The organism is Paraburkholderia caffeinilytica, assembly GCF_003368325.1.
Classification (GTDB): Bacteria; Pseudomonadota; Gammaproteobacteria; order Burkholderiales; family Burkholderiaceae; genus Paraburkholderia; species Paraburkholderia caffeinilytica.
In genome coordinates, this window is sequence record NZ_CP031467.1 from 3452268 (window position 1) to 3467411 (window position 15144).

A 15144-nucleotide genomic window follows, 5' to 3' on the forward strand; every position below is an offset into this window, starting at 1 on the left:
CCTTTGGTTGCATCCGTAGAGCCTTGTGCGGCGGTCATTTGCGCTTACATCGCCCGCGATCGAAGTAAAGGTTGGGCGGGCGATATTTTTGCCCGCGCCGATTGTCTTTACAGTGACGTCCAGACATCTGAGAAAAGTGGACGCCGCATCTTCGTGGCGAGCCATCGTGAACGACCTGGCCGTCACAGGAGCTGGAGACAATGAGCAGTAGCAGCATCACCCAAGTCGAAACATTCGGTTTTGAACGCATTCCGGACCGTTCGCGTTATGCGCGGCCGATCGATCTGTTCCGCTTGCTGTTTGGCGGTTGCAATACCTTTTCCACCTCCGTGCTCGGCAGTTTTCCGGTGCTGCTCGGTCTGTCGTTCAAGGCGGGCGTCTATTCGATCGTGCTCGGCGTGGTGATCGGTTCCTGCATCCTCGCGCCGATGGGCCTGTTCGGTCCGCGCAACGGCACGAGCGATCCGGTTTCGTCGGGCGCGCATTTCGGTATCCATGGCCGGATCGTCGGCTCCTTTCTGGCGGTGTTGACCGCCGTCGCGTTCTTCTCGCTGGCGGTGTGGAGTTCGGGCGACGCGCTCGTGGGCGGCGCGAATCATCTGCTCGGCCTGCCGGTCAACTGGATGACGCTGAGCTTCGCGTACGGTCTTTTTGCGGTGCTGGTGCTGACCGTGTGCGTCTACGGTTTCCGCTTCATGCTGTGGGTCAACAAGATCGCCGTGTGGGCGGCAAGTCTCTTGTTCGTGGTCGGCATCGTGGCGTTCGCCGGGCCGTTCAATAGCGCGTACGCTGGCAAGGTGGCATTCGGCTCGGTGGGTTTCTGGCCGGCGTTCGTGAGCGCCGTGCTGGTCGCGATGAGCAATCCGGTGTCGTTTGCCTGCACGCTCGGCGACTGGGCTCGCTATATTCCGCAGAACACGCCGAAGAAGCGCACGATCCTCGCGGTGATGCTCGCGCAACTGGCCACCTTCGTGCCGTTCTTCTTTGGTCTCGCCACCGCGACGATCATCGCCAGCAAGGCGCCGGATTTCATCGCATCGAATAACTATGTGGGCGGGCTGCTGGCGATCTCGCCGAACTGGTTCTTTCTGCCGGTGTGTCTGATCGCGATCATCGGCGGGATGTCGACGGGCACCACCGCGCTGTACGGCACCGGGCTCGACATGTCGAGCATGTTCCCGAAGTTTCTGAATCGCGTGCGCGCCACGCTGCTGATCGGCAGCCTCGCCATCGGCTTCATCTTTCTTGGCCGCTTCGCGTTCAATCTGGTCGAAAGCGTGTCGACGTTCTCGGTGCTGATCAACGTCTGCAGTTGCCCGTGGATGGTGATCATGATCATCGGCTTCGTGACGCGGCGCGGTTTCTATCTGTCCGACGATCTGCAGGTGTTCAATCGCGGCGGCCGTGGCGGCCACTACTGGTTCACGCACGGCTGGAACTGGCGTGCGATGGGCGCGTGGATTCCGAGCGCGGTGGTCGGCCTGTGCTTCGTCAATCTGCCGGATCAGTTCGTCGGCCCGCTCGGGCAGCTCGCCGGCGGTCTCGACATCAGCATGCCGGTTTCGCTGACGCTGGCCTGCGCGTTGTATATCGCGTTGCTGCAGTGCTTTCCCGAACCGGATGGCGTGTATGGACCGCTTGGCCGCCGTTGGTTGCGTAGCGGGGCGCAGCGCAATGTGACCGTGCATCCGGTAGTGCCGGCGACCAAGCTTAAGGCTGGCGGGCCGCACATGAGGACGCAAACGCAGCAGCGCGCCGTGCGGCGCGAACGCGAAGACGTGCTGGACACGCAGGACGCGGGTTGAGCCGTATTGACCAGGGCGCTCAGGGCAGGTGCGGTTGGACTTCGCGGAGGCGGCGTCGAGGTGGCATGACAAGCTGTATCGCGGCGACACTGAGGCCGCACCGAGGCAGCAATCATGCAGGCAAGCAGTCAATGCAATGGTATTCAAGTTGAGTAGGCAAACAAGATGAGCGAGTCAGTAAAGCGCGCGTTTGAAGGTGTAAAGCTGTTTCCGTTCTGGCTGGACAATCCGCGTGCACCGGCAGTCGAACGGGAATTGATCGGTCCGACCTCAGCGGATCTGGTGATCGTTGGCGGTGGGTTTACCGGATTGTGGGCCGCGATTCAGGCAAAAGAAGCGGACCCGTCGCTCGACGTCGTGCTGGTCGAGGCGGGGAAGGTGGCTTACGGCGCGTCGGGCCGTCCGGGCGGAATCATTTCCACCTCGGTGATGCATGGCCTGCCGAATGCGACGCGGGTCTTTCCACAAGATCTCGACGTGCTGGAAAAGCTGGGCCAGGAGAATCTCGACGGTTTCAAGGAGTCGTTGACGCGTTACGGCATTGAAGCGGACGTCGAATGGAACGGCGAGATGACGGTTGCGGTCGATCCGGGGCATCTCGATCATCTGAAAGGCGACTACGAGCTGCACGTGGCGCATGGGCACGATGTCGTTCTGCTCGACAGCAAGGGCGCGCGCGAACAACTCGATTCACCGCTGTTCGCAGGCGCGATGTGGTCGCGCAATCGCAGCGGCACGATTCATCCGGCGAAGCTCGCGTGGGGCCTGAAGGCCGCCGCGTTGAAGCTCGGCGTGCGTTTGCATGAACACTCGCCGATCACGCGCCTCGAAGATCTCGGCGCGACGATGATCGTGCATACGCAGGCGGGCCGTATCGACACGCCACGCGTGCTGCTCGGCACGGGCACCGCGGATGTGGGCGTGACCGATATCAGGCGGCGCGTGATGCAGGTGCGCGATCACATCATCGCGACCGCGCCTTTGAGCGACGAGCAGATGGCGCGCATCGGCTGGAACAATCGCCAGGGCATCTACGATACGCGTACGCAGCTCAACTATTTCCGTCTCACCAGAGACAACCGGATCATCTTCGGCGGCCGTGTGAGCTATCACTTCGGCGGCGATCCGAATCCGGCTGCGGATCGTGACGAGCGCACCTACTACAAGCTCGCTGAAGCGTTCTACCGCACGTTCCCGCAACTCGACGACGTGCGCTTCACGCATGCATGGGGTGGCCCGATCGACTACTGCTCACGCGGCGCCGTGTTCGCGCGCCGCTATCACGGCGGCAAGAGCGTGTTTGTCGCGGGCTATACGGGTTTCGGCGTGGCGGGCAGCCGCTTCGGTGCGAAGATGGGTCTCGACATGCTGTGGAATCGCGAGACGCTGATTACGTCGCTGGATATTTCGCGCAAGGGGCCGTCGTACATTCCGCCGGAACCGCTGCGCTGGATCGCCGCGAAGATTACCTTCAACGCGTTCGACGGCGCCGACGATCGCGGCGGCTGGCGGCGTCTCTGGATCAATTCGATCAAGGCGCTGGGCTTTCCGATGTAGTCGCCGTTGTCGCTGCTGCCGTAGTGATCGATGTGCCTGGCGGTTTTTATTGGTTGCCGCCAGAATAAAAAAACCGCACCTTAGGGGGTACCGCACCTTAAGGTGCGGGGGTGCGGTTCTTGTTGAAGCAACGGTGCGATGCAGTATGAATCAACCGCAGTACACGATGCTGTACTTCTTGGTCGCGACCGGCATATGCCACGTGCCCGAGAAGCCCTTGTGCAGGATGAAGGCGTCGCCGGCGGCATAGCGTTCGCTGCGGCCGTCGTCGCTGGTGATGACGACTTCGCCTTCGATCAGCACGCAGACTTCGTGGATCGGCAGGTCGGCCAGCTTCAGCGTGCCCGCATCGCATTGCCACACGCCTGCGGAGAGCATATTGGTCGCGTCGGAGAAGGCGTTGAGGGCGTGCGGTGCCTTGGCGCCTTCGAGAATGACGTCGGCGGGATCGTGCAGGGCGGGGTTCAGGCCGGAAGCGCCGGGGCCTTTGGCGTCGATGCGGGTGAAAGTGATGGTGCTCATGTGTCTCTCCTGGTTAGTGCGATTCGAAGCCGAGGGTTTCGATGACGGCATCGAAGCAGAACCGGAGTCTGAGCCAAAGCTGCGTAACGATGAATTTCGATTTGAAGACATTCAGATTGAGCGGCGTCGATGTAAAGCATTCGATACCGCTCTCGGCCGTTGTGTCGGCCCGACGTCTGACCCAACCATTCATGTAAAGGACAAGCCCATGCAACACGCCAAACAGTTTTATATCGACGGCCAGTGGGTCGACCCGGTCGGCCCGGTCAACCCGCAAGACGCGGCCAAGGCCGCCACGCTCGACGTGATCGATCCGTCGACGGCCACCGCGTTCGCGCAGATTTCGCTCGGCAGCGCGGCCGATGTCGACCGTGCCGTGACGGCGGCGAAGCGTGCCTTTCCTGCCTACAGCGAGACCACGATCGCGCAGCGAATCGATCTGCTGCAGGCGATCCTCGACGTCTACCGCAAGCGTTACGACGACATGGTGCATGCGATCAGCCGGGAGATGGGCGCGCCGCTGCAATATGCGAACGATGCGCAGGCGTGGACCGGCGTCGCGCATCTGGAGACGATGATCCGCACGCTCGACACGTTCGAGTTCGAGTACGTGAAGAGCAGCATTGTGATCCGCAAGGAAGCGGTTGGCGTGTGCGGGCTGATTACGCCGTGGAACTGGCCGGCCTTGCAGATCGCCACCAAGGTCGTGCCCGCGCTCGCGGCCGGCTGCACGATGGTGCTCAAGCCTTCGGAACTGGCGCCGCTCTCGGGCATCGTCTTCGCCGAGATCCTCGACGAAGCGGGCGTGCCGCCCGGCGTGTTCAACCTCGTCAACGGCGAAGGCGCAACGGTGGGCGAGGCGATGTCGCGTCATCCGGACATCGACATGATGTCGTTCACCGGTTCGACGCGTGCGGGCGTGCAGGTCGCCAAGGCCGCGGCGGATACGGTCAAGCGCGTGCATCAGGAACTGGGCGGCAAATCGGCCAACCTGATTCTCGAAGATGCCGATCTGAAACACGCTGTGATGCGCGGTGTCCGTGCGTGTTTCGACAACAGCGGCCAGTCGTGCGATGCGCCCACGCGCATGTTCGTGCCGCGCGCACGCCTTGCCGAGGCCTTGGCGTACGCGAAGGAAGCGGCTGAAGTGCTGGTCGTCGGTCCCGCGGACGCGAAGGGCATCGATCTCGGACCGGTCATCAGCGAGCAGCAGTTCGACAAGATCCAGCGGCTGATCGGCGTGGGCGTCGAAGAGGGCGCCACGCTGGTGGCAGGCGGCCCAGGCCGTCCCGAGGGATTGAAGGACGGCTACTTCGTGCGCCCGACAGTGTTCGGCAACGTCACGCCGAACATGACGATCGCGCGTGAAGAGATTTTCGGACCGGTGCTGTCGATCCTCGGCTACGACTCCGAAGACGAAGCGATCGCGATGGCCAACGACAGCCTCTACGGCCTCGCGGGCTATGTGCAATCCGCTTCGATCGAGCACGCGCACGCCGTGGCGAAGCGCCTGCGCACCGGCACGATCTATCTGAACTATGCGGACTACAGCCCCGATGCGCCGTTCGGCGGCTTCAAGCAATCGGGCAATGGCCGCGAGTATGGCGAATTCGGCCTCGAGGATTTTCTGGAGATCAAGGGCGTGGTGGGTTACGCGAGTTGAGTCTGCGTGACGGCCGGCCGGTGATGTGACTCAATGGCGTGCTTCAGTGGCGTGCTTCATTGACGTACCTTGCGCCGCGCCGGCAGTTGTCCGATGGCCATTCCAATCTGCGAGCGCCGTTTGCGGGCGTCTATAATCTTTGCCGGAATTCGCCATCGGATCTTGAACCTGTGAAAACGACTATCGCCATTGTGCTTGCCGCGCTTGCCCTGAGCGCCTGTGCGTCTGCTGAAAAAGAGGAGGCGCAGGCGCGCGACTTCACCCGCTCCGAGAACCTGCTCGATGCCGCGCAGCGTAACGCCGCTGTCGGATGCGCGGATCAGACGCAGTGCGACAAAGCCTGGTCGCTCACCAAGGACTACGTGGCGGCGCATTCCTACACGTCGATCGTTCGCGCGGACGCGGTAGCGATCGAGACCGACGTACCGGGCCGCTCGGGGCATGCGGTCTATTCGGCCACACGCGTGGCCAAGGGCGGCGGGGCGACGATCACGCTGTATGCGCAGTGCCGCGGCATGTATGGCCCGGATCGCGCGGAGGGCTCCGACTACGACGATTGCGTGAAGCAGATCGGTCCGACGCAAAACGGCTTCGTGCCGTTTCTGAACCAGCATCTGTCCAGCCAGTAACGAGCCTGTCTTCAGGTCGCGAGGCGACGTGGCAACATCCGTTCGAATGCATCGACACTACACAGCACGTACGGATTCTTGTGGGCGAGGGCGGGAGCGCCGCTAACGGAACGGATCGAGCGACGCACTGCCGCCCGCATGCGCCACTCGCTCACGTCGCTACAGCAACAGTTCGATCGAATGAAACAGGCGGCGCAGTTCGGGGTCTTGCGAGCGCGCGCCTTCGTCGACGACTTCACGCAAACACGCCAGAAAGCACGTGGCCGCCGGACTCGTCGGCGCGCCGCGGCGTGACGTGATGCTGACGATGGTTTCATCCACCGTCTCGCGCAAGGGCAGCGCCCACAGATTCTCCTTTGCGATACTCACCTCGACGAGCGGCCACGGAAAAATGCTGAGCATGTCCGTCCGCGCGAGCAGGCCGAGCACGACCGCGAGCGAATGCGCGAGATGGATCGTGTGCGGCACCCTCATGCCGCGCTTGCGGAACAGGTTGTCCGAGATCGACTCGCGGCTCGCCGGGTCCCAGTTCAACACCCACTCGGCGTCTTCCAGCTCGAGCAGCGTGCGGCAACCCGCCTTGGGATGATCGCGGCGCGCGACCACCGCCGAATGCGTCGAAAACAGCGGTACGTTGTGAAACTCCGATTGCGGGGAAGCAGGCGGGGGGCGGCCAATCGAGAAATCGAGGCTGCCGTCGCGCAAGCGCGGTTGCACGACCGCCAACAGACCTTCGAAGAATTCCAATTGGACTTCCGGCATGCGCTGCCGGAACCGCTGCACCGTGGGCGGCAGAAAAGTCAGCGCCACCCACGGCGTGACACCGATCGACAGTTTGCCGGCCGCCGCGCCGCGCATCGCCTCGATCTCCGCTTCCGCGCGCTGCAACTGGCCAAGCACCAGCCGAGCATGCACGACCAGCGCGCGGCCGAACTCCGTGAACGCGACGCCGCTCGCGCCCCGCACCAGTAGCGGCGCGTGCAGATCGGCCTCCAGTTCGCGCATCGCCTTGGTCACGGCGGCCGGCGAAAGGTCGAGTGAACGGGCGGCGGCCCGGATACTGCCGGTATCCGCGATGGCCGCTAAGGTGCTGAGTTGATGCAGTTTCATCTGGAAAACCCGTAGATACGTGGCAACCATTGGTTGCCGCCGCAACGATTCTACGCCTGCCGCTGGAAAATCGGCGTGGTTATGCTGGGTTCACGCTTTCATAGACGGAGACGACATCGTGAACACCATGGCCATCCCGGCGGGCATCGCCGAACTCGAAGACGAAATGATCGCGCTGCGCCGCCGTATCCACGCGCAGCCCGAACTGGCTTACGAAGAGTTCGCCACCGGCGACCTGGTCGCCGAGCGCTTGCAGGAGTGGGGCTACACCGTGCATCGCGGGCTGGGTCAGACCGGCGTTGTAGGGCAACTGAAAGTGGGCGGCGGCACACGCAAACTCGGCCTGCGCGCCGACATGGACGCACTGCCGATCCACGAGACGACCGGCCTGCCTTATGCGAGCACGGTGCCCGGCAAGATGCACGCATGCGGCCACGACGGCCACACGGCAATGCTGCTGGCGGCCGCCAAGCATCTGGCGCAGGAGAAAGCGTTCGACGGCACGTTGAACCTGATTTTCCAGCCGGCTGAAGAAGGTCAGGCCGGCGCGAAGAAAATGCTCGAAGACGGCCTGTTCGACAAGTTTCCGTGCGACGCGGTCTTTGCGATGCATAACATGCCGGGTTTTCCGACGGGTAAGTTCGGCTTCCTGCCGGGCTCGTTCATGGCGTCGTCCGATACGGTGATCATCAAGGTGACCGGCCGCGGCGGTCATGGCGCGGTGCCGCACAAGGCGGTCGATCCCGTGGTGGTGTGCGCGCAGATCGTGCTGGCCCTGCAGTCGATCGTGTCGCGCAACATTGCGCCGCTCGACATGGCGATCATCACCGTCGGCGCGATTCACGCCGGCGAAGCGCCGAACGTGATTCCTGAAACCGCGGAGATGCGCCTGTCCGTGCGCGCGCTGAAGCCCGAGGTTCGCAACTATTTGCAGGAGCGCATTACGGCGGTCGCGTGCGGGCAGGCGGCGGTGTTCGGCGCGCGGGCGCATGTGGACTATCAACGGCGTTATCCGGTGCTCGTCAACGATGCGCAGATGACCAGTCTCGCACGGCAGGTCGCGCTCGACTGGCTCGGCGAAGACGGTTTGATCGCCGACATGCAACCGTTGACCGGCAGTGAAGACTTCGCGTTCCTGCTGGAGCGTTGCCCGGGCAGCTACCTGATCATCGGCAATGGCGACGGCGAGGGCGGTTGCATGGTCCACAACCCGGGCTACGACTTCAACGACGACTGCCTCGCGACAGGCGCGGCCTACTGGGTGCGGCTCGCGCAGACGTTCCTCGTCTGAAGCAGGTGGCATCGGCTTGAACCGGGGCCGTGCCACGCTTCGAGGGGCACGAGGGCCAGCGGGGCATCAAGGCTGCGCTGGAGCCCGTCAGACCGCCCATTGCTATCGGGCGCACAGGGCCGCGAGCCGCAGAGCCGCAGACCGCGCATCGGCAGGAAGGACACCATGGAGACACAGATGGACTATTCCGCTACACCGCAACCAGCAGGCACCGACGCGCTGAATCTCGCTGACGCGTCGGCCCTGCAGCCCGCCAAACGCACAGGCCACGCCAAAGCGATTGCGGCGATCACCCTTGGCAACGGCCTCGAGTTTTTCGATTTCACGATCTACAGTTTCTTCGCGACGATCATCGGCAAGCTGTATTTCCCGGTGGAAGGGCAGCTTGCGCAACTGATGCTGGCGGTCGGCACCTTCGGCGTGGGTTTCATCATGCGACCGGTGGGCGGCATTGTGCTCGGCGCGTATGCCGATCGCGCCGGACGCAAGGCCGCGATGAGTCTGACGCTGTGGTTGATGACGCTCGGCTCGGCGATCATCGCGTTCGCGCCGACCTACGCGGCGATCGGCATCGCCGCGCCGTTACTGGTGATCCTTGCGCGATTGATTCAGGGCTTCGCGCTGGGCGGCGAGGTCGGCGCGTCGACCTCCTTGCTGCTTGAATATGGCAGCGACAAGACGCGTGGATTCTATGGAAGCTGGCAATTCGTGAGTCAGGGGTTGAACACCGTATGTGGCTCGCTGCTGGGTGTTGCGCTGGCAGCGGCGTTGTCCACTGCCGCGCTGGAGAGCTGGGGCTGGCGTGTGCCGTTTGTGATCGGCATGGCGATGGGGCCGATTGGTATTTACATCCGGCGGCATCTGGACGAAACGTTGCCGGGCGTCGAGGACGGTACCGTTTCGGCGGCGCAGGCACCTGATGCACAGCCGGTTCGCAAGTTGTTTCGCGAGCATTCGCGTGTGATTACGACGGGTGTGTTGACGACCATTGGCGGCACCGCGGCGAACTACATCGTGCTGTTTTATCTGTCCACCTACGCAATTCGGATTTTGCATTTGCCGATGTCGTCGGCGCTGTGGGCCGCGTGGACTGCCGCGGTGGTGACGGTGATCTGCTCGCCGTTTGCGGGCGCGTTATCCGATCGCGTGGGACGTAAGCGTGTTTTGTGGATCTCTCGTGTGTTGCTGATTGTTGCCGTGTATCCGGCTTTCATGATTATCAATGCAACGCCCACGGTGCTTGTTTTGTTGTCTGTCGTCGCTGTGCTGGCTGTCTTTGTCGCGTTTACCGCGGTGCCTAATATCGTCATGTTGCCCGAGATGTTTCCGCGCGAGATTCGCGCTACCGGGATGTCGATTGTTTATTGTTTAGGGGTCTCTATTTTTGGTGGGTTTGCGCAGTTTTTTGCTACCTGGCTGATTCAGATTTCGGGGAGTAATTTGGCGCCGGCGTGGTATTTGATTGGATGTGGGGTGGTGTCGTTGTTGCCGTTGCCGTTTATGCGGGAGACTGCTGGGAAGAGTATTGATTAAGGTTGGGTTTTTTGCCTGCTCGGCGCCTGTTTCTGTGTGTTTACGGTGTTGGGCTTTCTTTGAATTGTTTGCCTGTTTTGTGCTTCTTGTCAGTCTGCCTGCGGTGTTGCCTTTCCTTGAATTGCTAGTGGTCTATTAGCGTTCGCCCCTGTGCGGGGCAGGCACCTACTTTCTTTGCCGCCGCAAAGAAAGTAGGCAAAGAAAGCGGCTCACACCGATCTTGCTAAGTGGGCACCGTGGTTTGCAACGGGTAGTGGTGCATCTGGAATCTGTGTTCGTGCCCCTGCATAGGCTAGTGACAAGGGCGTCATACTTCCGGCGGCGCTGCGCGCGCCGAAGCGTACTTCCGAAAACCGATCGCTGCGTTTTAGGGCTCACGCCTCCTTCGGCGCAGTGGCCTGGCATTTCGCCTCTATCGCTTTGGCGCGTCGCCGAGGCGAAGCCGATGGCTCCCACCGAACTCAAACGAAGCCACTGGTTTCCCATGCAGACCCGTCCGCGACGCACGCAGTGCGGAGTGGGAGCTGATGAGTCCTTTGTCACTGGCGCGTGAAGGTGCGAGGGCACGGATTCCAGATGCACCACTACCGTGTGCGAGCTGCGGTGCCCACTTAGCATTGGCGGTGTGAGCCGCTTTCTTTGCCTACTTTCTTTGCGGCGGCAAAGAAAGTAGGTGCCTGCCCCGCACAGGGGCGAACGCTAATGGACCACTAGCAATTCAAGGAAAGGCCAACACCGTAAGCACACAGAAACAAGCACCGCGCAGGCAAACAGCTCAAAGAAAGCCCACTGCCGCAGGCAAACAAACAACAAGCGCCGCAAAGGCAAAACCCCAAAGCTCACCTGACAGCCGACTTCCCATCAGCCAAAGGCGCAGCCTCATCCGCATCCCCTGCATCCCGCGTCTCGGGCATCGCGGCCCACACCAGCAAAACAGCGAGCGCGCCCGCAGCGGCAAGCCCAAAGAAACTCACGGCATTGCCAAAATGATCCGCCACGAACCCGGCAGCCGTCGTGCTCAAAGTAGCCCCAATCCCGGCCGCCAACCCAAATAACCCAATACAAAGGTTATATCGCCCCTTCCCGCCGGCGACATCGGCGGCAATCAACGGCAGCATCACGCCGAACACGGCGGCGCTCAGGCCGTCCAGCACCTGCACCGGCACCAGCAAATAAGGGCTGCTGATCCCGGCAAACAACAACGCCCGTATCGGCAGCGCCGAAAAACCAAGCAGCAAAATCGGCCTGCGTCCCCACCGCTCGGCAGAGCGCCCAACCCATGGCGACATCATCGCGACGATCGCCTGCGGCACGATGATGCACGCGGCAATCACGAGCTGCACGTTGTCGCCCATGCCGGCCGTCACTTCGCCAGCGGCGAGATTCAGCATCGCCGCATTCGACAGGTGGAACAGCACGATACACGCAGCAAACAGCAGCATCCGCTTGTCACGCAACAACTCGCGCAAACTCTCGCGCCGTTCGATCTGTTCCGGTGTCGGCCCGGCTTTCGGGAGTTCGACGGTGTCGGTGCGCTGAATCATCGTCAGTGCAAACAGCGCGGGGATGGCCAGCGCGGCAGTCAGCCAGAACACCGCGCGGGGCGAATAGTATTCGCCGAACAGCCCCATCAGCCCGGCCGCGACGGCGCTGCCGATCGACGCCCAGCGCGCATTGCGCCCCAGCCGGTCGCCCAGATTCGCGCGTCCCACGAGGGCAAACGAAATCGCGGCCAACGCCGGCGTCAGCATGCAGCTGGCAAAGCCGTGAAACACCTCGGCGGCTATCACCGGCAGCACGGTCGGGCTCGCGGCCAGCAGCACCGCACTGAAGATGATCGCGAAGATCGCCCATGCGGCCGCGCCTTTCTTGTTGCGCAGCGCATCCACGGCCGCGCCGCCCGGCACCTGGCTCACCATCGCACTGATCGTGCCGACGGACAGCGCCATGCCGATCTCGCCCTGGGTCCACTTGTGCGAGGCGAGGTACGACGCAATGAACGGCCCGAAACCCGTCTGCACGTTGGCGACGAAAAAATTCAGCCAGTCGAGTGCCCGCAGGCTGCGTGCGGTGACTAAAGTGCGGCCTGTCATCGGGCCGCCCGTGCGTTGGACGCCGCTGTGACGGTAGCCGGCGCGGCGGAAGCCGCAGCGGCGGCAGGAACCGGTGCAGGTGCGGGAGCGGGCGGCGGCGCCGGCGACACCGCGCGGATCGGCTTGTCGCTGGCGTACGGCGGCGTCGCGTTGATCTGCGCATCGCTCAGATCGATCAGCGGATGCAGCGCCTTGTCTTTCGCGACGAAACGCAGCGCCGACCAGTTGGCGGCGATCGTGCGCCGCTCGGTGCTGACCATGCCGTTGACGTCGAGCACAACCGCCTGCGGCTGCGCGTTGGCGTCGATCAGCACGTCGATCACGCGGCCGACCTTGGCGCCGTTCGAACGCTCGACATCGGCGTCGATCAGCGGCAATTGCACAGCGGTGGATTTCGCCGCGGGCGTCGGCGCGGCCGTCGCGTTGAGCGTGATCGGCGCGGTCTTGGCGGTCGGCGTGAAGCGGAACGCGTTCCACGGGAAATTGACCTTGCGGTCGCCGACGCCGAGGAAACCCTGCAGATTGACGACCATTTCGCGCGGCTTGCCGCTCGCATCGGCAATCAGATCGACCGCGCGGCCCACCACTTTGCCGTCGGACTTCTGCACTTCGCTATCGAGCAGGGCGCGCGCCTCGCTGCGCTCGATCGTGCGCAACACGATCAGCGGCGGGGGGGCGGGCGGCGGCGGCGCGGGCGTGACGACCGGCGGCGGAGGTTCGACCTTGCGCGGCTTGACGACCGGTTTCTTTGGCTTCTTCGGCTGTTCGGGCTCGGCCGCCTCAGTCTCGGCGGGTTCCGGCGCGGAGGCGGCTACGGGCGCGCTCGCGGGTTCGACCGGCATCACCGTGGCATCGACAATCGGCGCCTGCTGCGGGCCCCACAGCAGGCTGCAACCGGACAGCGCGAACAGCGCGAACACAGCAAGAATCAGAAGACGCCAGGCAGGACGCGAAAAACCGCCGCTCATCAAGAAGGACTCCATGGACCGGTGCGGACGGGCGCTGTGGACCGCCGCCGTTAAGACACTCAGTTGCGTCAGGTAAGGGCCAGAGTGTAACCCGCGGCGCGGGGGCGGCCCGCTTTTGCAGGCTTTCCGACAGGTGTCGCCGGCGCACGATTCATGCCGCGTTGCGCGCTTCCGGCCGCGATCCACGCCCGTTTTTGCGCGCCGAACCCCTCAATACCCTTTCACACCTTCATGACAAACCGTAGGTGTAAACACGTGGAGGACCTGTGCGGTTTGCCGTCCCTTAAACGATATAAGCATCGCGACATGTCGAGCATGCCATCCATGCGATGGGAGATATATTTGTGTTGCCCTACATTTCGAGACAGCAAAAGAAGAACGGAAGGCGGGTTGTCCGGACGCATTGCAAGCCGACGTTCAAACCTTGCCACACCACATTAGATCAACGCAACGAGACGAACCTGATGGCGGCCGGAATAGGGCCGTTTCAGCACGCTGATAAAGGAGGCACTCATCATGATGGAACCCCACGCCCAACCGATTTCTGAAGTCGGCGCCGAATCATTCGACGGAAAGGGCTTTCTCGACCGCTACTTCGAAATATCTTCACGCGGCAGTTCGCAGCGTACGGAAATTGTCGCGGGCATCACGACCTTCCTCGCGATGGTCTATTCCGTATTCGTCGTGCCGGGCATGTTCGGCAGAGCGGGCTTCGACACCAGCGCGGTGTTCGTTGCCGTGTGCCTGACCACTGCGTTCGGCTCGCTGCTGATGGGCGTGTGGGCGCGTCTGCCGATCGCGATCGGCTGCGCGATCTCGCTGACGGCATTCACCGCCTTCGGCCTCGTGCTCGGTAAAGGTCTGCATCCGAACGTCGCGCTCGGCGCGGTGTTCCTGATGGGGGTCGTCTTCACCGCGATCTCGGTGACGGGCGTGCGTTCGTGGATCCTGCGCAATCTGCCGACCGGCATCGCGCACGGTACGGGCATCGGCATCGGCCTGTTCCTGCTGCTGATCGCCGCGAACGACGTGGGTCTGGTCGTCAAGAATCCGGGCGCCGGCCTGCCGGTGTCGCTCGGCAATATCACGGCGTTGCCGGCGATCATGTCGGTGGCGGGGCTGGCTGCGATCTTCGGTCTGGTGCGCCGTCGCGTGCCGGGTTCGATCCTGATCGTGATCATCGCGATCTCGGCGATTTCGCTCGCGATCGATCCGGCGGTGGCCTATCACGGCGTGTTCGCTCTGCCGTCTTTGAGCGCACCGGGTCACGCTTCGCTGATCGGCGCGATGGACATCAAGGGCGCGTTGTCGATGGCGGTTCTGCCCAGCGTGCTGGCACTCGTGATGACGGCCGTGTTCGACGCAACCGGCACGATTCGCGCAGTCGCCGGACAAGCCGGTCAGCTCGACGCAAACGGCCGCATCATCAACGGCGGCCGCGCGTTGACGGCGGATTCGCTGAGCTCGATTTTCTCGGGCCTGCTCGGTGGCGCACCGGCGGCTGCGTATATCGAATCGACGGTCGGCGTTGCCGCCGGTGCGAAGACGGGGATGGCCGCAGCGGTCGTCGGCCTGCTGTTCCTGGTGGTGATGTTCTTCTCGCCATTGGCCAGCCTGGTGCCCTCGTATGCAACGGCACCGGCGCTGATGTACGTCGGTCTGCTGATGCTCTCGAACGTGAGCAAGCTGCACATGGACGACATGGTCGACGCAATGTCGGGCCTAATGTGCGCCGTGTTCATCGTGCTGACCGCGAACATCGTGACGGGCATCATGCTCGGCTTCGCGACGCTGGTGATCGGCCGAGTGGTGAGCGGCGAGTATCGCAAGCTGAACGTGGGCACGGTTGTCATCGCTGTCGTGCTGGTCGGCTTCTATCTCGGCGGTTGGGCGATCTGATCCTCCCGCATTGCGTTTTGCGCGACGTGTTGTGACGCGAGAGTGGGGCGGTTTTTCTCTGCCGCTTCGCTCGA

General features: G+C 63.0%; 11 protein-coding genes. 7 read left to right on the forward strand and 4 right to left on the reverse strand.

The genetic code is table 11. The annotated features are described in order from the left end of the window. Window positions 1–200 precede the first annotated feature (200 nt). The gene (locus tag DSC91_RS31725; protein WP_115782467.1) at window positions 201–1805 is read left to right on the forward strand and encodes a purine-cytosine permease family protein; all 1605 of its coding nucleotides are present in this window, start codon (window positions 201–203) and stop codon (window positions 1803–1805) included. Between the two features lie 165 nt (window positions 1806–1970). Beyond that, window positions 1971–3362 (forward strand): NAD(P)/FAD-dependent oxidoreductase, encoded by a 1392-nt coding sequence (locus DSC91_RS31730; protein WP_115782468.1) that lies wholly within the window; start codon window positions 1971–1973, stop codon window positions 3360–3362. A 150-nt stretch (window positions 3363–3512) separates the two neighbouring features. Here the strand turns inward: DSC91_RS31730 and DSC91_RS31735 are convergent, their stop codons facing one another. Further along, the gene (locus DSC91_RS31735) at window positions 3513–3884 is read right to left on the reverse strand and encodes a cupin domain-containing protein (RefSeq protein WP_115782469.1); all 372 of its coding nucleotides are present in this window, start codon (window positions 3882–3884) and stop codon (window positions 3513–3515) included. Between the two features lie 208 nt (window positions 3885–4092). On the opposite strand from DSC91_RS31735, the gene DSC91_RS31745 reads away from it, so the two are divergent. Both DSC91_RS31745 and DSC91_RS31750 read left to right on the forward strand, forming a co-directional pair. Beyond that, window positions 4093–5547, forward strand: coding sequence for an aldehyde dehydrogenase family protein (locus tag DSC91_RS31745; RefSeq protein WP_115782471.1), 1455 nt, complete (start codon window positions 4093–4095; stop codon window positions 5545–5547). A 170-nt stretch (window positions 5548–5717) separates the two neighbouring features. Then, window positions 5718–6176 (forward strand): hypothetical protein, encoded by a 459-nt coding sequence (locus DSC91_RS31750; RefSeq protein WP_115783577.1) that lies wholly within the window; start codon window positions 5718–5720, stop codon window positions 6174–6176. 159 nt (window positions 6177–6335) lie between these two features. Here the strand turns inward: DSC91_RS31750 and DSC91_RS31755 are convergent, their stop codons facing one another. Beyond that, a complete protein-coding gene (locus tag DSC91_RS31755; RefSeq protein ID WP_115783578.1) occupies window positions 6336–7286 on the reverse strand; it encodes a LysR substrate-binding domain-containing protein in 951 nt (316 codons plus the stop codon). Window positions 7287–7404: 118 nt separating this feature from the next. Between DSC91_RS31755 and DSC91_RS31760 the strand changes: the two genes are divergently transcribed. Together DSC91_RS31760 and DSC91_RS31765 are read left to right on the forward strand one after the other, a co-directional pair. Continuing rightward, on the forward strand, window positions 7405–8577 hold the full coding sequence (locus tag DSC91_RS31760) for a M20 aminoacylase family protein (protein WP_115782472.1): 1173 nt from the start codon (window positions 7405–7407) through the stop codon (window positions 8575–8577). 177 nt (window positions 8578–8754) lie between these two features. Then, window positions 8755–10110 (forward strand): MFS transporter, encoded by a 1356-nt coding sequence (locus DSC91_RS31765; RefSeq protein ID WP_115782473.1) that lies wholly within the window; start codon window positions 8755–8757, stop codon window positions 10108–10110. 839 nt (window positions 10111–10949) lie between these two features. Here the strand turns inward: DSC91_RS31765 and DSC91_RS31770 are convergent. Both DSC91_RS31770 and DSC91_RS31775 read right to left on the reverse strand, forming a co-directional pair. Beyond that, window positions 10950–12203, reverse strand: coding sequence for an MFS transporter (locus DSC91_RS31770; RefSeq protein ID WP_115782474.1), 1254 nt, complete (start codon window positions 12201–12203; stop codon window positions 10950–10952). Next, window positions 12200–13171, reverse strand: coding sequence for a PRC-barrel domain-containing protein (locus DSC91_RS31775; RefSeq protein ID WP_115782475.1), 972 nt, complete (start codon window positions 13169–13171; stop codon window positions 12200–12202). The genes DSC91_RS31770 and DSC91_RS31775 overlap by 4 nt, the downstream gene beginning before the upstream one ends. A 516-nt stretch (window positions 13172–13687) precedes the next feature. Between DSC91_RS31775 and DSC91_RS31780 the strand changes: the two genes are divergently transcribed. Next, window positions 13688–15070, forward strand: a complete 1383-nt coding sequence (locus tag DSC91_RS31780; RefSeq protein ID WP_115782476.1) for an NCS2 family permease — start codon at window positions 13688–13690, stop codon at window positions 15068–15070. The last annotated feature ends 74 nt before the right edge of the window (window positions 15071–15144 follow it).

What these genes read in the sequence shown, in the direction of transcription:
- DSC91_RS31725 (WP_115782467.1), top strand. Translation starts at nt 201, where the DNA reads ATGAGCAGTAGCAGCATCACCCAAGTCGAAACATTCGGTTTTGAACGC.
- DSC91_RS31730 (WP_115782468.1), top strand. Translation starts at nt 1,971, where the DNA reads ATGAGCGAGTCAGTAAAGCGCGCGTTTGAAGGTGTAAAGCTGTTTCCG.
- DSC91_RS31735 (WP_115782469.1), bottom strand. Translation starts at nt 3,884, where the DNA reads ATGAGCACCATCACTTTCACCCGCATCGACGCCAAAGGCCCCGGCGCT.
- DSC91_RS31745 (WP_115782471.1), top strand. Translation starts at nt 4,093, where the DNA reads ATGCAACACGCCAAACAGTTTTATATCGACGGCCAGTGGGTCGACCCG.
- DSC91_RS31755 (WP_115783578.1), bottom strand. Translation starts at nt 7,286, where the DNA reads ATGAAACTGCATCAACTCAGCACCTTAGCGGCCATCGCGGATACCGGC.
- DSC91_RS31765 (WP_115782473.1), top strand. Translation starts at nt 8,755, where the DNA reads ATGGACTATTCCGCTACACCGCAACCAGCAGGCACCGACGCGCTGAAT.
- DSC91_RS31770 (WP_115782474.1), bottom strand. Translation starts at nt 12,203, where the DNA reads ATGACAGGCCGCACTTTAGTCACCGCACGCAGCCTGCGGGCACTCGAC.
- DSC91_RS31775 (WP_115782475.1), bottom strand. Translation starts at nt 13,171, where the DNA reads ATGAGCGGCGGTTTTTCGCGTCCTGCCTGGCGTCTTCTGATTCTTGCT.
- DSC91_RS31780 (WP_115782476.1), top strand. Translation starts at nt 13,688, where the DNA reads ATGATGGAACCCCACGCCCAACCGATTTCTGAAGTCGGCGCCGAATCA.